Origin of the sequence: Actinophytocola sp. (assembly GCF_035634895.1) — a bacterium.
Classification (GTDB): domain Bacteria; phylum Actinomycetota; class Actinomycetes; order Mycobacteriales; family Pseudonocardiaceae; genus Actinophytocola.
The window spans coordinates 1-21,942 of the sequence record NZ_DASQCC010000270.1 but is presented as its reverse complement, the minus strand read 5'-3'; the positions used below and the strand labels follow the sequence as shown (position 1 = coordinate 21,942).

17 protein-coding genes and 2 tRNA genes are annotated in these 21,942 nt (G+C 68.3%); 10 read left to right on the top strand and 9 right to left on the bottom strand.

Going from position 1 to position 21,942, the window contains the following annotated elements; all coding sequences use genetic code 11:
- Positions 1–137: 137 nt before the first annotated feature.
- The gene (locus tag VET29_RS41800; RefSeq protein WP_324932342.1) at positions 138–938 is read right to left on the bottom strand and encodes an NAD(P)H-binding protein; all 801 of its coding nucleotides are present in this window, start codon (positions 936–938) and stop codon (positions 138–140) included.
- On the bottom strand, positions 935–1,849 hold the full coding sequence (locus VET29_RS41795; RefSeq protein ID WP_324932339.1) for an AraC family transcriptional regulator: 915 nt from the start codon (positions 1,847–1,849) through the stop codon (positions 935–937). The genes VET29_RS41800 and VET29_RS41795 overlap by 4 nt, the downstream gene beginning before the upstream one ends.
- Before the next feature lie 81 nt (positions 1,850–1,930).
- Here VET29_RS41795 and VET29_RS41790 point away from each other — a divergent pair, with 81 nt between their 5' ends.
- On the top strand, positions 1,931–2,971 hold the full coding sequence (locus VET29_RS41790) for a saccharopine dehydrogenase family protein (RefSeq protein WP_324932336.1): 1,041 nt from the start codon (positions 1,931–1,933) through the stop codon (positions 2,969–2,971).
- Here the strand turns inward: VET29_RS41790 and VET29_RS41785 are convergent.
- A complete protein-coding gene (locus VET29_RS41785) occupies positions 2,904–3,287 on the bottom strand; it encodes a RidA family protein (RefSeq protein WP_324932333.1) in 384 nt (127 codons plus the stop codon). The genes VET29_RS41790 and VET29_RS41785 overlap by 68 nt on opposite strands.
- 341 nt (positions 3,288–3,628) lie before the next feature.
- On the opposite strand from VET29_RS41785, the gene VET29_RS41780 reads away from it, so the two are divergent.
- Positions 3,629–5,104 carry a GMC oxidoreductase gene (locus VET29_RS41780; protein WP_414636753.1) on the top strand — a complete coding sequence of 492 codons (1,476 nt, stop codon included), beginning with the start codon at positions 3,629–3,631 and terminating at the stop codon, positions 5,102–5,104.
- On the opposite strand, the gene VET29_RS41775 is transcribed toward VET29_RS41780, so the two are convergent.
- On the bottom strand, positions 5,091–5,579 hold the full coding sequence (locus VET29_RS41775; protein ID WP_324932330.1) for a carboxymuconolactone decarboxylase family protein: 489 nt from the start codon (positions 5,577–5,579) through the stop codon (positions 5,091–5,093). The genes VET29_RS41780 and VET29_RS41775 overlap by 14 nt on opposite strands.
- Positions 5,579–6,646 (bottom strand): dihydrodipicolinate reductase, encoded by a 1,068-nt coding sequence (locus VET29_RS41770; protein WP_324932328.1) that lies wholly within the window; start codon positions 6,644–6,646, stop codon positions 5,579–5,581. Before VET29_RS41770 ends, VET29_RS41775 begins: the two co-directional genes overlap by 1 nt.
- Before the next feature lie 122 nt (positions 6,647–6,768).
- On the opposite strand from VET29_RS41770, the gene VET29_RS41765 reads away from it, so the two are divergent.
- Positions 6,769–8,214 carry an alpha/beta hydrolase gene (locus tag VET29_RS41765; RefSeq protein ID WP_324932326.1) on the top strand — a complete coding sequence of 482 codons (1,446 nt, stop codon included), beginning with the start codon at positions 6,769–6,771 and terminating at the stop codon, positions 8,212–8,214.
- Between the two features lie 162 nt (positions 8,215–8,376).
- Positions 8,377–9,747 carry an L-serine ammonia-lyase gene (locus VET29_RS41760; RefSeq protein ID WP_324932323.1) on the top strand — a complete coding sequence of 457 codons (1,371 nt, stop codon included), beginning with the start codon at positions 8,377–8,379 and terminating at the stop codon, positions 9,745–9,747.
- Positions 9,748–9,927: 180 nt separating this feature from the next.
- On the opposite strand, the gene VET29_RS41755 is transcribed toward VET29_RS41760, so the two are convergent.
- On the bottom strand, positions 9,928–11,163 hold the full coding sequence (locus tag VET29_RS41755) for an FAD-dependent oxidoreductase (protein ID WP_324932320.1): 1,236 nt from the start codon (positions 11,161–11,163) through the stop codon (positions 9,928–9,930).
- Between the two features lie 93 nt (positions 11,164–11,256).
- On the opposite strand from VET29_RS41755, the gene gltX reads away from it, so the two are divergent.
- The 5 genes from gltX to VET29_RS41730 all read left to right on the top strand — a co-directional run bounded on the left by gltX (position 11,257) and on the right by VET29_RS41730 (position 16,282).
- A complete protein-coding gene (gene gltX, locus VET29_RS41750; RefSeq protein WP_324932317.1) occupies positions 11,257–12,735 on the top strand; it encodes a glutamate--tRNA ligase in 1,479 nt (492 codons plus the stop codon).
- Between the two features lie 143 nt (positions 12,736–12,878).
- Positions 12,879–13,697, top strand: coding sequence for an HAD family hydrolase (locus tag VET29_RS41745; RefSeq protein ID WP_324932314.1), 819 nt, complete (start codon positions 12,879–12,881; stop codon positions 13,695–13,697).
- 43 nt (positions 13,698–13,740) lie between these two features.
- Positions 13,741–13,812: transfer RNA gene (locus VET29_RS41740), tRNA-Gln, on the top strand.
- A gap of 43 nt (positions 13,813–13,855) precedes the next feature.
- Positions 13,856–13,928: transfer RNA gene (locus VET29_RS41735), tRNA-Glu, on the top strand.
- Between the two features lie 773 nt (positions 13,929–14,701).
- Positions 14,702–16,282 carry a hypothetical protein gene (locus tag VET29_RS41730; protein ID WP_324932311.1) on the top strand — a complete coding sequence of 527 codons (1,581 nt, stop codon included), beginning with the start codon at positions 14,702–14,704 and terminating at the stop codon, positions 16,280–16,282.
- A gap of 168 nt (positions 16,283–16,450) precedes the next feature.
- Here VET29_RS41730 and VET29_RS41725 read toward each other — a convergent pair whose 3' ends face one another.
- From VET29_RS41725 to VET29_RS41715, 3 genes are read right to left on the bottom strand one after another with little or no spacing between them, the layout of a single operon-like run.
- Positions 16,451–17,617 carry a hypothetical protein gene (locus VET29_RS41725; protein WP_324932309.1) on the bottom strand — a complete coding sequence of 389 codons (1,167 nt, stop codon included), beginning with the start codon at positions 17,615–17,617 and terminating at the stop codon, positions 16,451–16,453.
- A 1-nt stretch (position 17,618) separates the two neighbouring features.
- Positions 17,619–18,575: a protein phosphatase 2C domain-containing protein gene (locus VET29_RS41720; RefSeq protein ID WP_324932306.1), complete on the bottom strand. Its 957-nt coding sequence runs from the start codon at positions 18,573–18,575 to the stop codon at positions 17,619–17,621.
- Positions 18,576–18,577: 2 nt separating this feature from the next.
- Positions 18,578–19,324 carry a vWA domain-containing protein gene (locus VET29_RS41715; RefSeq protein WP_324932303.1) on the bottom strand — a complete coding sequence of 249 codons (747 nt, stop codon included), beginning with the start codon at positions 19,322–19,324 and terminating at the stop codon, positions 18,578–18,580.
- A 437-nt stretch (positions 19,325–19,761) separates the two neighbouring features.
- Between VET29_RS41715 and VET29_RS41710 the strand changes: the two genes are divergently transcribed.
- The gene (locus tag VET29_RS41710) at positions 19,762–21,744 is read left to right on the top strand and encodes an ATP-binding cassette domain-containing protein (RefSeq protein ID WP_324932301.1); all 1,983 of its coding nucleotides are present in this window, start codon (positions 19,762–19,764) and stop codon (positions 21,742–21,744) included.
- Positions 21,745–21,942: the final 198 nt, after the last annotated feature.

The window sequence follows — 21,942 nt, the reverse complement described above, 5'->3', positions numbered from 1 at the left end:
GTATCAACAAGCTCAAGGGGTTCCGGGCCGTGGCCACCCGTTACGACAAGCGTGACTTCATGTACCAGGCCACCATCGACGTCGCCTCCATCCGGATCTGGCTCAAAGACCCCGTTCCATGATCCACGGGACACGCCCTAGAACGCCGCCCGGTTCGCGAGTGCCCATTCGCGGAACGGGCGTGCCGGGTGGCCGGTGATCCGTTCGACGTTGTTGTTGACCGGCGCGGGAACGTCGACCGCCGCCGCCATGACCTCCAGCAGAACCTCCAGGACGGCCGGCGGGAGCCCGCTCTGGGCCAGCGCTTCCTCACGGGTGAGCGCGTCCACTGGCACGGGCCGGCCGAGCACGTCCCCGAGGACGGCGACGATGTCCCGTAGCCGCAACGACTCCGGGCCGGTCAGCACGACCATCCTGCCGCGGTGGCGGTCGCGGGTGAGCAGGTCCGCGGCCACCTCGGCGATGTCGTCGGGATGGATGGGCGAGACGCGCGCGTCCGGGTGGGCGATGCCCAGCCGGCCCTGCTCGCGGATTCGGGGCGCCCAGTCGCGGATCGCGTTCGTGGCAAGCCAGCTCGGGTACAGCACCGTGTGGCTCAGCCCCGCACGCGCGACGGCGTCCTCCATCGCGCGATGCACGATCCCGATGGGACGGTCGTACTCGCCCGCCTCGTACGCGGCGGGGGACGACAGCAGCACCACGTGCCGGACTTTCCTTGCCGCCGCCAGGAAGTCGTCGACGTTGCCGCGGGTCGGGTACAGGAACATCGTGTCGACGTCCCGTAACGCCTCGGCGGCGTCGAGCGGGTTCGTGATGTCCAGCCGCACGTCCGCGGTGCCGTTCCTGGCGGAGCCGCGGACGTCGTGCCCGGCCGCGGTGAGCGTCGCGACGAGGCGGCGGCCGATGTTGCCGTGGGCGCCGGTGACGAGGATGGTCATGTCGTTCCCTTTCGCCGGTAGGCGCCGGGGGTCAGCCCGTGCTGCCGTTTGAACGCCGCGCCGAACGCGAACTCCGAGGTGTAGCCGACCTGTGCGGCCACCGACCGAAGCGGAGCGTCGGAGGCGCGGAGCAGGCGGGCGGCGAGGATCATTCGCCACCAGGTCAGGTACCCGAGCGGTGGCTGGCCCACCAGGGACGTGAACCGTCTGGCGAACGCCGCTCTCGACAGTCCGGCCAGCTCGCCGAGTGACGCGACCGTCCACTGCCGACCCGGGGTGCTGTGGATGCCCAGCAGGGCCGTGCGGACGGCCGGGTCACGCACCGCGGTCGTCCAGCCGCTGCCCTCCGGCTGGTCCTCCAGCCATGCGCGGATCATGTACAGCAGCAAGGCATCCAGCAGCGCCGGCACCACCGCGTCGCGTCCCAGCCGGGGCCAGGCAAGCTCGGTGGCCAGCAACTCGACGGCGCCGCGGAGCGACTGGTGCCGGCCGAGTCCGCCCGGCAGGTGCACGAGGTCGGGCAGCTCACGCAGCAACGGATGTGGCCACGACCGGTCCATGAGGTACGCGCCGCAGAGCATGACCGTGCGCGGGCCCGTGTCGTTGTCGGGATCGTCGCTCGGGGCGGTGAGTGGCACCGGCGGCACCTCGGTGGGTGCCGTGGGGTCGCCGGCGAGGGCGTGTGCGCCGCCGTGCGGGAGGAACGCGACGTCGCCGGCGCGGAGCTCGATCCGGGTGCCGTCCGGTGTGGTCAGCCAGCAGGTGCCTTCGAGGACGAGGTGGAAACCGGCGCCCGCGAAGGGCTCGTGCCGCACCGCCCAGGGCGCCCGCCGCTCGGTCCGCGTGGAGTGCGGCTTGCCGAGGCGCATCGCGGAGATCACATCGCTGACCACGTCCACGTCAGCGAACATACACGAGACGAGACGATCACATGTACAGCGGAGATGATTGCGCATGGATCGTCTCGTTCAACGACCGTAGCGTGCCGAGGCATGAAGATTGCCGTGTACGGGGCGAGCGGCTTCACCGGCCGGCTCGTCGTCGCCGAGCTGGCGCACCGGGGCATCGGCGCGGTGCTCGTGGGACGGGACGCCGAACGCCTACAGCGGGTGGCCGACGCCGAGGTCAGGCAGGCGCCGCTCGAACACGCCGCGCTCGTGCGGGCGTTCCGCGGCTGCGCTGCCGTGATCAACTGCGCCGGTCCGTTCAGCCTGCTCGGTGAGCCGGTCCTGCGGGCCGCCGACGCCGCGAGCTGCCACTACGTCGACATCGCTGGGGAGCAGACCTACCTCGCGCGGCTGTTCGAGGGACCGGGGCCGGACGTGAGCGCGGTGCCGGGCGTCAACGACGACGGGCTGCCCAGCGACCTGCTCGCGCACCTCGTCGCCGGGCGGGTCGGCTCCGTGCGGGAGCTGGTCATCGGCCTGGACCTGGTGCGCGGGGGCGGGGCGCCGTCACGCGGCACCCTGCGCTCGGCGCTGGCCAACCTCGACACGTTCACCGCCGGCGGCCTCGGCTACGCGGACGGCCGCTGGGACCCGGACCTCCCGGCCCGGCGCACGACGATGGCGTTCCTCGGCGCGGCGGTGCCGGTCGTGAAGTTCCCGCTGCCGGCCGTGGTCACGGTGCCGCACCACGTGGCGGCGGGCCGGGTCGAGGGCGTCGCCCGGCCCGAGCTGGTCGCCGGGTTCGCCGGTGTCACCCCGGAACTCGTCGAGCAGCTGCCCGAAGGACCGGCCGAGTCCCACCGCCGGGCCGGCCGGTGGATCATCGCCGTCGAGGCGGTGGGCGACGAGGGGCGGGCACGCGGCGTCGTCCACGGCGCCGACACGTACGGGACCACCGCGGTGACCGCGGTCGAGGCCGCCCGCCGGCTGGTCGCCGACGGCGCCGCGCCGGGGCTGCTCGCGCCGGCGCAGGCCTTCGACGCGGCGGACTTCCTGGCTTTCCTCGAAACCCGCGGCGTCACGGTCGACGGCGTGCGTCCACCTCGATCTCGATCTTCATCCGCGGGTCCGCGAGACCGCACATGAGCACGGTCGCCGCCGGCAGGACCTCGCCGAAGTGGCGGCGCAGCACGGGCCAGCACGGCTCGAAGTCGTCCCGGTCGGGGAGCAGGTAACGCACCCGCACGACGTCGGCGAACGTGCAGCCCGCCTCGGACAGTGCCGCCCCGATGTTGCGCAGGCACTGTTCGGCCTGCTCGACCACGTCGTCGGAGATCGTCATCGTCGGGTAGTCGAAGCCGGTCGTGCCGGACACGTACACGTGGTCGCCGTCGACCACCGCCCTGGCGTAACCGATCTGCCGCTCGAACGTGGAGCCACTGAGGATGGCCCGTCGTGTCATGGCCGGCACGCTATCACTCGACGGCTCGGCTCGACCCGAGGCGAGGACGGGCTCGACCCGAGGCGAGGACGGGCTCGGTCCAGCGGCACGGTGTGGGTCGCCCCGGAAGAGGAGTTCCGCCGAAAGTTACCCTGAAGTAACTAGTGACTTGATCGAGCTTCCTACGTATAACTTGTTCTAATCCCTGTGCGTGTGAGGAAGCTCATATGACCAAGACAACGATGTCTGCCAAGGTTCCTAGCCACTTAACCCGCAGGTCCTTCCTTGTAGGAACGAGTTCTATTCTCGCCACCGCTGCGCTCGCTGGCCGAGCCGCCGCGGCGATCGGAGACGGTGCCCACGTGCCGGTGCTCGTCATCGGCACCGGCTATGGCGGCTCGGTCACGGCGTTGCGGCTCGCCCAGGCGGGCATCAACGTCCAGATGGTCGAGATGGGCATGGCCTGGGACACCCCGGGCTCCGACGGCAAGATCTTCGCCAACACCAAGAGTCCCGACAACCGCTCGTACTGGCTGCGTACCAGGACGAAGCAGCCGATCAGCAACTTCCTCGGCTTCCCGATCGACAAGGACGTGCCGAAGTACACGGGCATCCTCGACGCGGAGGAGTTCGCCGGCATCATCGTCTACCAGGGCCGCGGCGTCGGCGGCGGCTCGCTCGTCAACGGCGGCATGGCCGTCACGCCGAAACGGGAGAACTTCCCGACGATCCTGCCGTCCGTCAACGCGGACGAGATGTACTCGACGTACTACCCGCGTGCCAACGCCGAGTTGGGCGTCAACAACGTCGACCCGGCGTGGTGGGAGACCGTCGACTGCTACCAGTACGCGCGTGTCGGCCGCAAACACGCCCAGCGGTCGGGTTTCGCGTTCACACTCGTGCCCAACGTGTACGACATGAACTACATGAAGCAGGAGGCCGCCGGGACCGCCCCGAAGTCCGCGGTCGACGGAGAGATCCTGTACGGCAACAACTACGGCAAGAAGTCGCTCCAGAAGACCTACCTGGCAAGGGCTCGCGCCACGGGACGCGTGCAGATCTCGACACTGCACCGGGTCACCTCGGTCAGGCCGTCCGGTGCCAGCTACAGCGTGGTCATCGAGCAGCTGAACACCGACGGCTCGGTGGCCGCGACCAAGACCGTGCTGGCCGACCGGGTGTTCTTCGCGGCCGGCAGCGTCGGCACGAGCAAGCTGTTGACCAAGCTGAAGGCGACCGGGGCCCTGCCGAACCTCAACGGCGAGATCGGCAAGGGTTGGGGCGACAACGGCAACGTCATGGTCGGCCGGGCCAACCACCTCTGGGACCCGACCGGTTCCGTGCAGACCTCCATCCCGACCGCCGGCATCGACAACTGGGCGGCCGGTGGGGCCTTCGCGGAGGTGGCGCCGCTGCCGACCGGGATCGAGACGTGGGCGTCGTTCTACCTGTCGATCACGAAGAACCCCAACCGTGCCCAGTTCACGTGGAACGCCGCGGCGAACCGCGTGGACCTGAGCTGGCAGACGGCCTGGAAGCAGGCCGGGATCGACATGGCGAAGACCATCTTCGACAAGATCAACTCGACCGAGGGCACGATCTACCGCACGGACCTGTTCGGCACGTACAAGATCTGGGGCGACCACCTGACGTACCACCCTCTCGGTGGGGCGGTGCTCAACAAGGCGACCGACAACTACGGCCGGCTGCTGGGTTACTCGGGTCTGTACGTGATGGACGGCTCGCTCATTCCGGGCAACACGAGCGTGAACCCGTTCGTCACGATCACCGCCCTGGCCGAGCGGAACATCGAGAAGATCATCACTACCGATCTGTGAGCGACGGCAGCACGCAGGCACTGTCCAGACCGAGAACGCGGTTCAACCGGCCGAAGGCCAGCCACGAGCCGATGCTCATGGTCAGTTCCACGATCTCGGTCTGGCTGTAGTGCGCCTTGATACGGTCCCAGAACTCGTCGTCGAGGTTGTGGTGGTCGGTGGCGTAACGCTCGGCGTACTCGGCGGCCAGTCGGGTGCGGTCGTCGAACGCGTCGGTGGTGCGCCAGTTCGTGACGGCGTCCTCGAAGCCGGGCTCGACCTTCTGGCCGTCCCGCTCGGTGCGCCAGTCCTGGCAGAACAGGCACCCGTTGACCTGCGCGATCCGCAACCGGGCGGCCTCGAACTCGCGTAGTCCGAGGGTGCTGTCGGAGTACACGGCGAGGGAGAACTTGGCGGCGGCGACCCCGATGCCGGGCACCATCTCGCCCCACACGTAACCGATCGGGTCCTTGCCTTCCGGGATGTCGACGTGCATTACCTTCTCCTGAGCCGGCCGGGGTTGATGGGGACGTCGAGCGCGTCGTAGAGGCCGGGTTTGGCGTCGACGAGCCACGGGATGGCGTTGACCAGGCGGCCCGCGGCGGTGGCGTTCCCGCCGGCCGAGCGGTTCGCGCCCTCGTCACTCGCCTCTACGGTGACCTCGATGCGTGGGCGGCCCTCGATGATCACCCGGTGGGCGCCGGCGCCGCTCGGCGGCTGCGGCCAGTCGGGCGCGCAGGAGGGGTGGATGCGGGTCACGTGCTCGATCACGATCCGCGGCTCGCCGTCGACGATGCCCTGGACCTCGAACCGGACCGCGCCCTGGGCTCCCCGGGCGAACTCGCCCATCGTCCTCGTGGTGACGTCGTTCTCGAGCGGGCGCCGGTCGAGCGTCTCGCGGACCTCGTCGACCTCGACGCCGAGGGCGCGGGCGATCAGGCGGACCTGGCCGCCCCAGACCATGGCGGGCACGCCGGTCATCAGCATCGGCGGGTCGTAATCCATGGGCTGGCCCATGCCGACGAGGTACCGGACGGAGTCGGGCTGCTCGTAGGTGGAGTAGTCGAAGATCTCCTGGCAGCGGACGACGTCCACAGTGGACCCGAGCCCGCTGACGAGGACCGGCAGGATGTCGTTGCCCCACCCGGGATCCACGCCGGAGACGAACAGCGAGCCGCCACCCTTGGCAATGGCGTCTAGAACAGGTTCTCGTAGTTCCCGGGGTGCGTTCCGTTGGTCGTAGAGCGGGTAGAGGGCTGGCGTGACGACCGCAGCGCCGGCGCGCACCGCGCGCACGACATCGGCGAGCGCGTCGTCGAACCGGATGTCGCCGGAGGCCGCGTACACCACCGCCCTGGGGTCCGCGGCGAACACGGCGTCCAGGTCATCCGTTGCCGCGACACCGAGTTCATGGCCGAGATCGGCAAGCGTACCCGCGTCGCGCCCGACCTTGGCCGGGTCGTGCACGACCACGGCGGCGAGCTCCAGCGCGGGATTGGCCGCAACGGCCCGAACGGCGGCACGGCCTACGTTGCCCGTGCCCCACACCACCGTGGCAATCATGCCATGAGGCTAACTGAAACACGTTCCAGTTCCTAGAGGGCGTCGATGGTGGGGCTGCCCCCACCCGCGTTGCTGCGGCCAGCCGTATGTCCCCCCATCTCCCGCGCCGGAATCCTTGGCGCATGCGAAGAATCCTTCTCATCACCGGGCTTTCCATTGCCCTGCTGGCGACACCCGCCGAGGCCGAGCCGGACCGAAGAACCGGAGCCGGGCCGGCGTGGGGCGCCTGTCCGGCGACCGGCGTGGCGCTGGACCCGAGGCAGGAGTGCGCGACTCTCCGTGTCCCACTCGACTACCGGCGGCCCGGCGGCGAGCAGATCTCGCTGGCCGTGTCACGGATCAGCACGGCCAGGCCCGGCCTGCGCAGGGGAGTGCTCCTCCTGGTCCCGGGCGGTCCCGGCGGTGCGGGGCTCGCGCGGCCGACCACGCATGGACTCCGCCTGCCGCACGAGGTCCGGGACCGGTACGACCTGATCGGCTTCGACCCGCGCGGTGTCGGCGCCAGCACACCCGTGGACTGCGGTTTCGAACCGCGGGACCTGGACCCGGTGATGTTCCTGCCATGGCCGGGGCCGGGTGGGGACGTCACGGAGTCGACCGAGCAGGCGCGGCGAATGGCCGACGCGTGTGTGCGCAACGGCGGCCCGCTGGTCCGCCACATCACGACCCGCGACGAGGCGAGGGACATCGACCGGATCCGGCAGGCGCTGGGGGAGCGGCGCGTGTCGTACTGGGGCACGTCGTACGGGACCTATGTGGGCGCGGTGTACGCGACGATGTTCTCGTCCCGCACGGACCGGGTGGTGCTGGACAGCAACGACGATCCGGATCCGCGGCGGGTGGCACGCGGCTGGATGGCGAACTTCGCACTCGGCGCCGAGGACCGGTTCCCGGACTTCGCCGCGTGGGCCGCGGCTCGTGCCACCGAGTACGGCCTTGGCACGACTCCCGGGGAGGTGCGGGACACCTACCTCCGCCTGACCGCGACGCTGGACGAGCGGCCGCGGCCGGACCTGACGGGCAACACGCTGCGTGCGCTCATGTTCAACACGCTGTACGCGGACGCGGCGTTCCCGCGGCTGGCGGTGTTCCTCCGCGCGGCGAACACCGGGACGCCGGCGCCGCCGATCCCGGCGGTGCCACCGAGCTGGGCGAACATGCTGGCGGTGCTGAACGCGACGGGGTGCAACGACGTGGCCTGGCCTGGTCCGTCTCACGACTACGCCGGCGACGTGGCGCGGAACCGGGCGGCCTACCCGCTGACGGGTGGCATGCCGGTGAACATCCGGCCGTGCGCGTTCTGGCCGTACCGCCCGACCGAGCCGGCGACCAGGGTGAACGCCCACGGCCGGTCGAACATCGTGATGATCCAGAACCGCCGGGACCCCGCCACCCCGCTCGCCGGCGCGCTGCGAATGCGCGAGGCACTCGGCGCCCGCATGTTCGTCACCGACTCCGGCGGTCACGACGCCTACCTGGAGAACGGCAACGCCTGCGGCGACGCGGCGGTGACGGCCTTCCTGACCGACGGCACGAGACCGGACAGACCAGTCGTGACCTGCGCCTGACCGGTCCCGAGTTGCCGCCCGGTGGTCGGCGCGGTACGACAGGTGAGCGAGTTGTTGATGTCGGGGGCGGACCGGCCGACCGGGAATCCGGTCGGCCGGTCCGGCGCGTGTGCCTGGCGACCTACCATGGCCAGGTAGGCATGCCCACGGCACGGAGGTTCGATGGCCATCAGTGTGTTCGACCTGTTCTCGGTCGGCATCGGACCGTCGAGCTCACATACCGTCGGCCCCATGCGGGCCGCGCGGATCTTCGCCATGGGCCTTGCCGACGACGGGCTGCTCACCGGCGTCGCCACCGTCCGGGCCGAGCTCTTCGGGTCCCTCGGCGCCACCGGCCACGGCCACGGCAGCGGCCCCGCCGTCCTCCTCGGGCTCGAGGGCGAGCAGCCCGAGACCGTCGACACCGGCACCATCGCCGAGCGGGTCGAGAAGATCAGGTCCGCCCGCCGCCTCACGCTCCTCGGCCGGCACGAGATCGACTTCGACGACGACTCGCTCGTGCTCCACCGTCGCCGCAGCCTGCCGTTCCATCCGAACGGGATGACGTTCGAGGCGTTCGACGCCGGCGGCGTGTCACTGCGCAAGCGCACCTACTACTCGGTCGGTGGCGGCTTCGTCGTCGACGAGGCCGCCCAGGGCGCCGACCGCATCAAGGTCGACGACACCCCCGTCGCCTACCCCTTCCGCACCGGCGACGAGCTGCTCGCGCACTGCCGCGCCACCGGCCTGCCCGTCAGCGAGGTCATGCTCGCCAACGAGACCGCGTGGCGGCCGGCCGACGAGATCAGGAAGGGGCTTTCCCACATCTGGGACGTCATGCAGGAGTGCGTCCGCCGCGGCTACACCCAGGACGGCACGCTGCCCGGTGGTCTCAAGGTCCGCCGCCGCGCCCGCGAGATGTACGAGCACCTGACCGCCGACACGTTCTCCACGGACCCGCTGCGGGTCATGGACTGGGTGAACCTGTTCGCCCTCGCGGTGAACGAGGAGAACGCCTCCGGTGGACGGGTGGTGACCGCGCCCACGAACGGGGCCGCCGGCATCATCGCCTCGGTACTGCACTACTACGCGCGGTTCGTGCCCGGTGCGACCGAAGAGGGCGCGGTCCGGTTCCTGCTCACCGCCGGCGCGATCGGCGTGATCTACAAGGAGACCGCGTCGATCTCCGGCGCCGAGGTCGGCTGCCAGGGCGAGGTCGGCTCGGCGTGCTCGATGGCCGCCGGCGCGCTGTGCGAGGTGCTCGGCGGCACGCCGGAACAGGTCGAGAACGCCGCGGAGATCGGCATGGAGCACAACCTCGGCCTGACCTGCGACCCCGTGGGCGGCCTCGTGCAGATCCCGTGCATCGAACGCAACGCGATGGCCTCGGTCAAGGCGATCAACGCCGCCCGGATGGCACTGCGCGGCGACGGCACCCACGTGGTGACCCTCGACAAGGTGATCAAGACGATGCGCGAGACCGGCGCGGACATGAAGGTCAAGTACAAGGAAACAGCACGCGGCGGTCTCGCGGTGAACGTCATCGAGTGCTAGTGTTCCGCGCCGGAAATCAGGCATCTAATTCGGCGGCCCAGCTTCCTGCTGGCGGCGTTGCCGGTTCGCCCAAGTACGACCCAGTACGAGGGCGAACCGGCGCCTTGCCAGCAGAAACCTGGATCCACCGACTTGATCACCGCATTCCCGGCGCGGGACACTGGCGCGGTGGACACCGCACTAGCGGCGGGCGAAGGCGGGGGCGTGTTCTGGGCGGATGCCGCGGCCCACGACGTACGCCGGGATGCGGCGGAACCACGGGAACCGCTTCATGACGCGTACCGGGAGCGGCAGCTTCGTGGCCCGCGCGATCTCGATCTTGCCGGCCAGTGCCGGACGCAGCACCCGCTTGTGCAGGAACCGTTGTGCGCCCTGGGTGGCCAGCGTCGGCAGCATCCGGCGCCGCTGCACCTTCGTCAGGTCGCGGGTGGTGACCGTGCCGTCCAGCAGCGGCTTCGCGAGCAGTCGGGCGGTGGCGACCGCGTCCTGCACCGCCAGGTTGATGCCGACGCCACCAACGGGTGACATCGCGTGCGCCGCGTCACCAATGAGCAGCAGGCCGTCCTGGTACCAGCGGCTCACCCGGTCCACGCGGACGTCGAGCAGCTTCACCTCGTCCCACGACTTCACCGCGTCGACCCGGTCCGCGAGGAACGGCACCACCTCGGCGATGCTCGCGACCATCGCGGACACCGGCTGCCTGCGCTGCCGCGCGTCCGAGCCCTTGCGGATCAGCGTCGCGGTCTGCCAGTAGTCGTTGCGGTCCAACAGGATCACCGCGCGTGAGCTGCTCATCGCGCCGACCACGCCCCGCGGGTCGCTCTCCTCGCGCGGCAGCCGGAACCACCACACGTCCATCGGTGTGGGGAAGTCGAGCACCCGCAGGTTCGCCGCCTTCCGCAACGCCGAGTGCCGGCCGTCCGAGGCGACGGTGAGGTCCGCGCGGATCTCACCGGTCTCACCGGCCGCCGTGCGGTACTTCACGCCCACCACCCGACCGTGTTCCCTCACCAGGTCGACGGCTTCGGTTTCCATGCGGAGAGTGAAGGTCGACTCCTGTTTGGCCGCGTCCGCGAGCAGGTCGAGCAGGTCCCACTGCGGCACCATCGCGATGTAGTTGTGCGGACCCTTCAGCTGCGTGAAGTCGCCGAACCGCACGACACCCTCCGCGGTCGGCAGCCCGACCTGCTGGACATGGCTCTGCGGCAGCCTCGCGAACGCCTCACCCAGCCCCAGCTCGTCGAGCAGGTCGAGGGTCGTCGGGTGCACGGTGTCGCCGCGGAAGTCCCGCAGGAAGTCGGCGTGCTTCTCCAGCACGGTCACCTCGACGCCGGCCCGCGCCAGCAGCAGCCCCAGCACCATCCCCGCGGGACCGCCACCGGCGACGAGACACGTGGTGCGTTCCGTCGTGGTCATGATGGCTCCTTCAGATCAATTCATCTCGTGTTGAATAAGTTCAGGATGCACCTACCGGGCAGGCGCGGTCAAGCCGGATACGCTGAACGGGTCATGGCTACCGAATCCGCCCAGGTCCGCGCCCGCTTCTGCCCGTCACCGACGGGTACGCCGCACGTCGGCCTGGCTCGCACCGTGCTGTTCAACTGGGCCTTCGCCCGTCACCACGGCGGCACGCTGGTGTTCCGCATCGAGGACACCGACGCAGCACGGGACACCGAGGAGAGCTACCGCGCGCTCCTGGATGCCTTGCGGTGGTTGGACATCGACTGGGACGAGGGACCCGAGGTGGGCGGCCCGGACGAGCCGTACCGGCAGAGCCGGCGCGGTGAGATCTATGCCGACGTCGCCCGACGGCTGCTCGAGGCGGGGGAGCTGTACGAGTCGTTCTCGACGCCGGAGGAGATCGAGACACGGCGGCGCGAGGCCGGCGAGGACCCGAAGCTGGGCTACGACAACGCGGACCGGGCGTTGACCGACGCCCAGCGGTCCGCGTTCCGGACCGAGGGCCGCGAGCCTGTGCTGCGCCTGCGGATGCCCAACCACGACATCACGTTCACCGACCTGGTACGCGGCGAGATCTCGTTCAGGGTCGGTAGCGTGCCGGACCCCGTGCTGGTGCGAGGGAACGGCACCCCGCTCTACACGCTGACCAACCCGGTCGACGACGCGCTGATGCGGATCACACACGTGCTGCGAGGCGAGGATTTGCTGCCGTCGACGCCGCGGCAGATCGCGCTCTACGAGGCGCTGCGGCGGATCGGCGTGACGACATTCACCCCGCGGTTCGCGCACCTGCCGCTGGTTCGCGGCGAGGGCAACAAGAAACTGTCGAAGCGTGACCCGCAGTTGAACCTGGCCCATTACCGGGACCGTGGTTTCGTCCGCGAGGGCATGCTGAACTACCTCGCGCTGCTCGGCTGGTCGATCGCCGAGGACCGCGACATCTTCACGATGGCGGAGATGGTCGCGGCCTTCGACATCTCGAAAGTGAGCTCGAACTCCGCGCGCTTCGACCTGAAGAAGGCGGAGGCGATCAACGCCGAGCACATCCGCCGGCTCACCGACGAGGATTTCGCCGCACGGGTGGTGCCGCACCTGGTTTCGGCGAAGATTCTGCCGGAACGGCCGTCGGAACCCGACCTCGCGACGCTGCGCGCCATTTCCCCGCTCGTGCGGGAACGGGTCACGGTGCTGTCCGACGCCGTGGCGATGGTGCGTTTCCTGTTCGTGCCCGAGGAGGAGTTCGCACCGGAGCCGGAGTCGGCCGCGAAGACGCTCGGCCCGGACGCCGTACCAGTCCTGGACGCGAGCATCGCCGCGCTGGAAGGCGTCGGCGACTGGACGGCCCCCGCGATCGAGGAGGCGTTGAAGGCCGCGTTGATCGACGGACTGGGCCTCAAGCCGAGGAAGGCGTTCGCCCCGGTGCGGGTCGCGGTGAGTGGGCGGACGGTGTCGCCGCCGCTGTACGAGTCACTGGAGCTGCTCGGCCGGGACCGCACGTTGGCAAGGCTGCGTACATCACGATCCTGACAGTTCCGTAACGCTTCACTCGCGACGGGCGATACAGCTTAATCGGCGTGCGCTGGAGCGGTCTTCTCTTAATCGTGTCAGAACGCAAACAATCACCTCTATAGCCGAATCGGAGGATGCCCCGGGCGGCCTAACCTCTGCTGATGACCTTTGGGCTCGTGCCGTTCCCCGCTGCCGCCGACCGCTCACGCTCGACGGAGCTGGCGGCCGAGCACCAGCCCCCGCGGATTCGGGCGGTCTGCCTGGATATCGACGACACGCTCGTAGACTTCACCAGCTCCGCCAGACGAGCCCTGAGCGACCTGATCGGCCGCGACGACATGTGGCCCCGCTGGCAACGCACGACCGACGAACACGTGGCACGGGTCGTGTCCGGCGAACTCCCGTACGACGCGATGCACAAGGCCAGGACGAAGGCGTTCTTCGCCGACATGGGCGCCCTGCTCGATGACGACCTGGTGGCTGTACTGGAAGAGCGCAGATGCACCCAGCTCCGGATGACATGGTGCCTGTTCGCCGACGCCCTGCCGTGCCTCGACTGGCTGCGGGCCGCGGGCTTCAGGCTGGCGGCCGTCACCAACGCGTCCGGCCGGCACCAGCAAGCGAAGCTGAACGGTCTCGGCATCTCCCGCTTCTTCGACACACTGGTCATAGCGGGCGAACTGGGCGCCGCCAAACCCGATCCAGTGATTTTCCACACGGCGTGTGACCGCCTGGGCGTCCCTCCGTCGGAGACCATGCATGTGGGCGACCTACTGGAGACGGACGCCAGAGGCGCCCGCGACGCGGGCCTACACGGAGTGTGGCTGGCCCGCAACCGGGCAGGCGTGAGCCATGAGCCGGGTATCCAGACCATCGAGAGCATGGCTGACCTGCCCGAACTGCTGGTCAGCGAGTACCGGACACCTTCCCTGGTCCTGTCCGAAGGGGCCGATTACCGCTGCCGCCAGGGCGTGGTCTAACATCTTCTCCGGTGCTGCTGAGCGGGACACTGCCCGGCAGCGTTGGGGTATGGTGTAATTGGCAGCACGACTGATTCTGGTTCAGTTAGTCTAGGTTCGAGTCCTGGTACCCCAGCAGAGAGAACAAAATCGTTTCTGATAAGGTTCTCTCTGGTCGCGGCCCCGTCGTCTAGCGGCCTAGGACGCCGCCCTCTCAAGGCGGTAGCGCGGGTTCAAATCCCGTCGGGGCTACACACTCTGACCAGGCCGTTTCCTCCGGGAGACGGCCTGGTTTGCTTTGCGTGGCATGGATCCGTGGCATGACCGAGTCGGGAGTGACCCAATAAGGCAATCCCTCGGCGTGAATGGTCCGGTCCATTGATAGCGGAGCGTAACCCTGATGGCCGCTTGGTTCGATTCTGACCGTGTCATTCGTCGGTAGACTCGCGTCAACGTTGGTCGAGAATGATGCTCTGTCGATCCCATTTCTAATTCATGCTTAATGCGAGATGATATGTCTTGGCTTGGGATTTTGTCTCACACGATGACCGATGGATTGGCGTAGAGGTAAGATGAGCTTCGGCGCGGCTTCGAGTGTCTTCTTCACCCGCTACTCGATCTCCTCGTCGTCAGTGTCACACAACCTGCCAGCTATGCGGCTATCGTTTTGTCACTTTGAAGGACCGAAATTGCTCATAGGCATGAGCGTGTGCTCGCTGCGTGACCGCAGCAGTCGCGTACCGGTAACGGTGGCTGTGAGTGAGACGACTCCTTGACTGTTCTGGTAGTTGAAGAGGCTGGAGTGGTCGATGCTGTCGCCGCGGGTAGCTTGGGTTGCCGTCGCGGTGGCTGTGACTGTGGTGGCTGGTGTGGTGGGCGCGTCGCGGCTGGGGCTGTTGGACGCGTCGGTGGCCGGGCGGCCATCCGCGGTTCAGGCCGGCCGTGTTGATGTGCCAGCGGATCGGCCGACGGACGTGCGTGTCGATGCGCGGTGGACGGTGCATATTCCCGCGGGTGGTGTCCGGGTGGACTCGACGTTGACGGTGGCGTTTCCGCGGGATCCTGGCGGGCCGGTGGGGAGCACCCCGTTGGCGGCGGCCGTGTTGCGATTGTCCAGTGGCCAGCCTTCCCTGCCGTGGACGTTCACGTGGCGCCAAGACCAGGCGTTGGCCGCCGACCAGATCCTCTACCTCGTGGACGACACGGGTGACGGCGAGGCTTACGGTGCTGGGCAGGTCACCGAGCGGGTCACGCCGGCGACGGTGATCCCGGCGACGATGAGCGCGGACCGGCGGACCGGCACCGTCGAGGTGCCGCACCTGAGCTTCTTCCAGTGGCTGGTGGACCTCCCGTCGGTCGCGAGCAACGCGGTCGGCAAGTTCTTCGGTCAGCGGTCCGACTCGCCGGACTGTCCGGGTGCGCGTCCGGAGTGGCTGTCCGACGCGATTTTCCTAGATGATCGCAACGCGCCCATGCTGGTCTGCGTTGGCGGCGACCCGAACAAGCCCGACCTGGCCGTGGTCAAGGTGGTCAACAATCGCGGTGGTGCGTTGCTGGTCACCGCGCCCGTGGTGCCTGACTGGGCGTGGCAGAGCTTCGTCGGCAAGGAGATGGAGTCGTGGGCGCCGAACCTGCTGACCCACGTCGTCGAGTACCTCGGGGTGCCGCCCGCGGACGCGGTCCGGACTTGGATTCTCCCGCCGGGGCAGGAGGTCGACCTCGGGTTCAGTCGGGCCACCCTCGGAACCCGTTCCCCGGTCGAGGTGGCCGGGATGTTCAGCCCGACCACGATGGTGCTGGGCCTGACCAGCAAGGCCGTCTCGGACGTGCTCGACGAGGGCTCCCGGGGCTGGGACTTCGTCCTGATGGGCGCGTGTCTGGAAAGCATGGGCGCGCGGGTCGTCGATGACAGCAGCGCTGCGGGTCTCGCCCAAGGGCTCGCGTCGCTCGCCCGGTGCGTCGTGGAGCAGCCGGAGACCGTGATCCAGGTACTGAGGAAACTGCTCCCGGCGGCGGTGTGGCAGAAGATGTCCGGCATGGTGTTCCGCGTAGCCAACCTGGCGAAAAAGGCACTCACCCGCTATCTCGTGCTCGCCGAGGCCACCTTCACGATCGCCGACGTGGTCACAACCCTCGCGCTGCCGCGCTCGGCGTTCACCGTGAGCCTCTTCCCGCGCACGAACGCCACCGGGAAACTCCCGTTCGTCGGTCACTGGGCCGTTCACGGGTCCCAACTGGACATCAACGCCGACGGCACCGGCCTGCTGACGTGGAACGGCGGACCGTGCACGTCGTCCACGTCGGAGACACGACGGTGCAGTGGCAACGCCACCATCGCCTTCACCGCTGGGGTTGGCGAGACGCTGCAGGGCAGCTTCGTCGAGGTCTGGTACACCACTGACGACGGATCGCCCGTGACCGACTACGAGTACTCGGACTCCGGCTACCTGCCAGCAGAGACGTTCACCCTCGCCCGCAACGACGAACACACGTTGATCAGCTCAGGCGGCGGACCAGACGACCCGGACGGTCCAGGAAACCCCTACCTCTGCGACGAGTACGCGATGCAACACAACGACGGGACATACGACCTCTGCGGTGCGTGAAGATCAATGGCTGCGCCCGTCCTCAAGTGTTCCGCGCTGTTGTAGCCACAGACATAACTTCTCGCACGCAGGCCTCCGCCAGCACCATGTTGTGTCAGGGACTCACTGGCAGCAGCGGCTAATCTCGGTCGTGTCCGGAACGGGGTTTGGCGAGCTCGTTGAATGCGGTCACCGAAATTCCCCGATGATGATGAAGAACAGTGCCATCATGAGAACCACCACGACGGGCACCACGACGGATTGGATGACGCTGTAGTCCGGTTGCGTAGGTGCGGGAGTGCGGGTGGCCGGTGCTCGTGTTCGCGGCGCTCTGGGCCGAGCGGGAACCCCAGGACGGCGTGGGGACGGCAGGATCGGCTGGAACTCGTGTGTGGGGCTGGTCGCCGGTTTCTCGTGGGAGCTGGACGTCACACCGGTCCAGGGCTCGAAGGTCGGCCGGTTCGCGCACCTCTTCCGTTCTCTGCCTGCGGCCGAGACGTAGCCCCGCCAGGTATCGGCCATGGTCTGGTGTAGGGCCGCCGACACCGTTCGATCCGTCCCCTGCCGGAACATGCGGAGCACGTCCGCGTTTGCCGCGATCAGGTGCTCGCTCACGTCGTCGGTTACCGCCATCAGTGCCGCGTTCTTGCCGATGCAGGCGGCGGCCAGCAACGCGAACTTCACGCAGTCTGTGCGCTTGTCAAGCACGTCTGGCCAGTCGTCGATATCGTCCGGCCGCATTGTCTCCGCTTCGGCTGGCCGTAGGGCGGGCACGCCGTGCAGGATGGCCGCGTCGCAGTCGATCAGGTACGTAGCTGGTGCTGAACCGAGCCGGGTGACGAGGGTGTTCTGCAGCCGGAGGTCGCCGACCGCGATTCCCTTCCCGTGCAGAAAGGACAGCGTGCGCAGAAGGTGTCCGAGCCGTGCGATCGTCTGGGGAATACTGAAGAAGTCCCGTGCCCGCCGCTCCGCCCCGTCCGGCGGCAGAGTCAGGCCAGCCATGTCACGAGGCACGGCCCTGTTGTCCTTGTCGAGACGCCAGAAGGGATCCGTCGCCGGGGCTACCAGCACGCCCGTCGGCCGGCTGCCGTCCACGACAACGTGGCGGACCCATGCGACGCGCTCGTCCAGAATGGCCTGTTCCTCCGGGGGCAGCGCTTGTCGCCAGGCAACCAGCCGCTCCAGCCTGTCCAGCGAGTCGTCGAACAGCGCTGATGGAAGATACCTCTTGTACAGCAGCACTTCTCCGGACGGCGCGCGCACCCAACTCACTGCGGACGACTGGCCACCGGTTGGGAAGCGGCCCTCGGCAAGGTGATGCAGACGGGTCACCGGCACACGGATGCGGCCGTCCATGTCACGATGCCTGACTCAGCCCTGGGTGCCAGATGGCCAGTATCGTTCGATCATCGACCATGCCGGCCATGTCGAAATCCAACAGGGTCGCGAACTTCGCCGCGGACATCTCCTCGGTCACCGCGGCGATGATCGCCGTGGCGAACGGTTCCGGCATGTGCTCGATCGGCTCGGCCACTCCATCCGTCGCGAGCACCAGAACGTCGTCGCGGCCCAAACGCAGGGTTCCGTGCTCCCGAAACGAGGGCTCGCCCGGCAACGCACGCGTCAGGGCTACCCGCATCTCGTCCCGGGTCGACAACCAACGCCACTGTCGCGTCCTGACGGACAGCACAAGTGCCGCCGAGTCGCCGTAGGCAAGCCAACACACCTCGGTGCCCTCGTTCGAGGTCATCAGCACCGCGACCGTCAAAGTGGACGCGGGTGGGGCGGTCTTCCCCGACGCAGTTTCCGCGCGCCGGTCTCCGTGATCTCGCACCCCGCGCACAGCCTCACTGGCATCACGGACCAGTCGGGCCGAGTGGTCCTCCCAACCCGTGCCCCGGTCCGCGATCCAGCGCATCGCGCTCGCCACCACGGTGCTGGACGCCACAGCCGCGGCCTCGTGCGCGTTCACCGAGGAACCGACCCCGTCCGCGACCGCCACCACACAGGCGGTCTGGTCGTGGCTCACCGCCAGCGCGTAGCCGTCTTCGCGTAGTTCTCCGTCCAGCAGGTGGCGCTGGCCTATCACCGAGGCGACAACGACGTTGACTGGACCGATGCGACGCCGATGCGCCGCGACGTCCGGGACCGCTGCCTGGCCGGCGGCCAGACGGGGGACGGTCGCCGCCGCGATCTCCACTCGAGGTACTTCGGAACGCCGACGGAAAATCCTCGGCATCCGAAACCAGGCGCGCGCGGGTTTCTTCATCGGGACGCCCGTCTGATCCGCGCGGCGGGATTGTCTGGCCGCCACCGCTACCGCCCGTCGCCATCGAGTCTGGTCATCCCGACCGGGGTCGGAAAGGTGAACGCGTTCCGAGCCGCTGACCGGGTGATCGACACGATGATGACCTTGATGATCGCGTCGAGCAGTGTGCTCGCCGGCTCTCCCGGGTTGGCCAGGTACGCTGCCCCGGGCGGGTCGACCGACCGGAGCGCCCGCACGACCGCCCGGTCGACAGCGCCCATGCCGAGCGCCACCACCCGGGGCCGTGCCGCAAAATCCGGCGAACACAGCTTGTCCCTGGCGGCGGACCATTTCTCGATGGGCTGGGGCCTGCCTTGCACGATCGCGTTGCCGTCGGTGATGAAGAAGATCACCGGCTGTTTGGGGAGGTACTGCTTGCTCTGCAATTCGGTCACATCGGTCCGAACAGTGTCGTTCAGGTGCTCCCACACCGCAGCGTAGTCCGTCCAGTTCCCCTTGGGCAGTGGATCCAGACGATGCGGTTTGTCGATCTGGGTGAGCGGGTAGTGAGTCGTCGCGTTGTCGCCGAAGGTGATCACGGCGACCCGGCCGATCGCCGACGCCTCGATATCGTCGGCGAGCGTCTCGAGCATAAGACCGAGGGACTCGTTCATTATGTACAGCGGCGAGGCCTTCTCGTCTGGCCATTCCTCCGCGTTCCACATCGACCGGGACACATCACACACGATGTAGAACTGCCAAACCCGGTGAGTGGACGGTTGCCCTTCTACCGAGACATTCTGAAAGCCGATCACGACGCCTCCAAATCAATCGAGCAAACGAGTGATCGTGCGACCGAGCGTGACCGTTTCACTCGGCCGGATTTCGGCGCAAATGTCGCGCTCGGGGCCACACCGGCGATACACAGGGAAGATTGCAGGAGGTGGCGATGGCTCCGGTTCCCCCGCTCGTCGTGCTAGTGGATGGCGTGCGACACCGGATCTCTCCGGACAAGGCAACGGTTCTCGGCAGCGACCGCGGCGCCGACATCCGAGTCAGTGACGGTCCGGCCCGGTGGGCAAGGTTCCGCTACGCGGCAGGTTGGCGCCTGTACGTGCTCGAACCGGGCAGCAGGCTCGTGGTGAACAACACCCTGGTGACGCCGCACGGATCGAGCGAGCGCATCGCGGCGTCACTGGACGAGCCGGGCACGCTGACCCTCGAGCTGACCGTGGGCACACACCGTCTCCGCATGCTCGCGGAGGTCGGTGCGCCCACGCACGCGCCCGTTCTCCCCGCCATCGCGCCGAACCAGGCCAGGCTGGGCGGTTCTCCGGTGACGATCGGCCGACGCGGCGGTGGCGCCGACATCCAGGTGGAAGGGATGGACGTCGCTCTGCGACACACGGTGGTGCGGCGACACACGTCCGGCGTCGTGGTCCGCGATCTCAACGCAGGCACCGGCACGTTCGTCGACGGCAGGCCGGTGCTCCGCGCACCGGTGTTCCCCGGTGAAACCTTCCTTGTGGGACACAACATGTTCCGCGTCCTGCCGGATGGCGTGCTCAGCTACGAGAGCCTGCCGGCACCACCCTCACTTGTCCTGTCCGGTCTCACCGTCCGGCATCACAGGGCGGACGCACCGACCATGCGGGACATCTCGGTCACCATGCCCAAGGGCGGGATGCTGGCCGTCATCGGTCCCTCCGGCGCCGGAAAGTCGACGCTGTGCGCCGGACTGCTCGGCGAGGCGGTCGTCGAGTCCGGCTGGGCGTCGGTGGACGATGTACCGCTCGGCGACGGTCGCCCGCTGAACCCCGCGCTGGTCAGCTTCGTCCCGCAGGGATCGCCGCTGCTCGACGAACTCACAGTCGAGCAGACCATGCACCACGCCGCGCACATCCGGTTCGCTGCAGACGCGCCGACCGGCGAGCTGACGACGAACATCAACGACGTGTTACGGCGGCTACACCTGGATTCACATACGCGACAACACGTGGCCACATTGTCCGGTGGCCAGCGCCGGCGGCTCAGCATCGCCGTCGAACTGCTCAGCAGGCCGCTGTTGCTGATCCTCGACGAGCCGACGTCCGGACTGGACGAAGGCCTCGACCGAGCCCTGATGCGGGACCTGGCGGATGTCGCACGGAACGGGTGCGCCGTCATCGTCGTGACCCATGCGATGACGCACCTGAGCGAGGCGTCAACGGTACTGGCCATCGCGACCGGCGGCACCACCGTACGGACACCCGCCACAGTTGGCTACACAGGCAACCCGGACGACCTGCTCGCCGCGTTCGACGCACGGTCCGCGGCCGATGTCATGGACGCCCTGCGCGCGGGGCAGCGTGCGTCGCAGCAGGAGAAGCCATCCGATCGCCGCGCCTCCCGCCGGCACGGCTTTCGGGCCGGGCGCACGCAGCCGCTGCCGCACGTCCTGTCGATCAGCCTGAAGCGCGAGTTCCTCCGCGTGTGGCTGCGCAAGCCACTGCTGGCGGCCCTCGCCGTGATCGGCCCGGCAGCAGCGGCCCTCCTGGCGGTCTGGTCCAACCCGCGCGGCCTCACCGGGTCTCCCACCGACCCCAACCCTGACCTGGGCACCGCGCTGGCCGTGACCTGCATTTGTCTGTCGCTGCTCGCGATGGCCCTGTCCCTGACGTCAGTAGTCAACGACAGGGAGGTGATACGACGGGAACGGCGATGGGGAGTCCCCTACTTGGCCGTGGTGTTGTCGCGCGCGATCAGCAGAGGCTTCCCCGCCCTGGCCCAGGCGGCAGTCGCGACGGCGGTGTTGTGCACCGGTTCCAGCCTCCAGGAGAACACGATCACCGGCCTGCCAGCATGGCTCGAGATCGGCGCGGCCCTGGCAAGCCTAACGTTGTGCTCGATGACCATTGGGCTGTTGATCAGCTGCCTGTCCTCGACCACTGAGCAGGCAGTCGGTGCCATGTCAGCACTGTCCGGCGGCTCCGTCGTACTCTGCGGTATAGTGCTGCCCCTCGGCGAGCCCTCCGGTTTCGGTCAAGTACTCACTTGGCTCTCACTAGCCTTCCCCACCCGCTGGGCAACCGGTGCCCTCGGCTCGGCTACCAACCTGCCACACGCGGCAGTTATTCACCCGGACGCGATGTGGACGCACGACCTGACACACCTGGCGCTACCGATTGGCTTGCTGTTCGCCGCGAGCGGCCTGATCTGCGTCGTAGCTCCCATCCTGCTGAAGCGCTCCCAATGATCATCAACCTCACCTGCCGATAGTCAGCTGGTGAAACGGAGCATGGATTCAGAAAGGGGGGTCTGTGTCGTGATCGGTGTGTCCGGCGTTGTTGATCAGTAGGTTTCGGCTCCCGGCCAGCGGTCACCGAAGGTGATGGCGAAGGCGTTGAGTACTGGTTTCCAGCGCATCGTCCATCGGGTGCGGCCTGTGCCGGTG

What these genes read in the sequence shown, in the direction of transcription:
- gltX (WP_324932317.1), top strand. Translation starts at nt 11,257, where the DNA reads ATGGCTACCGAATCCGCCCAGGTCCGCGCCCGCTTCTGCCCGTCACCG.
- VET29_RS41770 (WP_324932328.1), bottom strand. Translation starts at nt 6,646, where the DNA reads ATGATTGCCACGGTGGTGTGGGGCACGGGCAACGTAGGCCGTGCCGCC.
- VET29_RS41765 (WP_324932326.1), top strand. Translation starts at nt 6,769, where the DNA reads ATGCGAAGAATCCTTCTCATCACCGGGCTTTCCATTGCCCTGCTGGCG.
- VET29_RS41760 (WP_324932323.1), top strand. Translation starts at nt 8,377, where the DNA reads ATGGCCATCAGTGTGTTCGACCTGTTCTCGGTCGGCATCGGACCGTCG.
- VET29_RS41725 (WP_324932309.1), bottom strand. Translation starts at nt 17,617, where the DNA reads ATGGACGGCCGCATCCGTGTGCCGGTGACCCGTCTGCATCACCTTGCC.
- VET29_RS41795 (WP_324932339.1), bottom strand. Translation starts at nt 1,849, where the DNA reads ATGTTCGCTGACGTGGACGTGGTCAGCGATGTGATCTCCGCGATGCGC.
- VET29_RS41755 (WP_324932320.1), bottom strand. Translation starts at nt 11,163, where the DNA reads ATGACCACGACGGAACGCACCACGTGTCTCGTCGCCGGTGGCGGTCCC.
- VET29_RS41745 (WP_324932314.1), top strand. Translation starts at nt 12,879, where the DNA reads ATGACCTTTGGGCTCGTGCCGTTCCCCGCTGCCGCCGACCGCTCACGC.
- VET29_RS41785 (WP_324932333.1), bottom strand. Translation starts at nt 3,287, where the DNA reads ATGACACGACGGGCCATCCTCAGTGGCTCCACGTTCGAGCGGCAGATC.
- VET29_RS41710 (WP_324932301.1), top strand. Translation starts at nt 19,762, where the DNA reads ATGCTCGCGGAGGTCGGTGCGCCCACGCACGCGCCCGTTCTCCCCGCC.
- VET29_RS41790 (WP_324932336.1), top strand. Translation starts at nt 1,931, where the DNA reads ATGAAGATTGCCGTGTACGGGGCGAGCGGCTTCACCGGCCGGCTCGTC.
- VET29_RS41800 (WP_324932342.1), bottom strand. Translation starts at nt 938, where the DNA reads ATGACCATCCTCGTCACCGGCGCCCACGGCAACATCGGCCGCCGCCTC.
- VET29_RS41775 (WP_324932330.1), bottom strand. Translation starts at nt 5,579, where the DNA reads ATGCACGTCGACATCCCGGAAGGCAAGGACCCGATCGGTTACGTGTGG.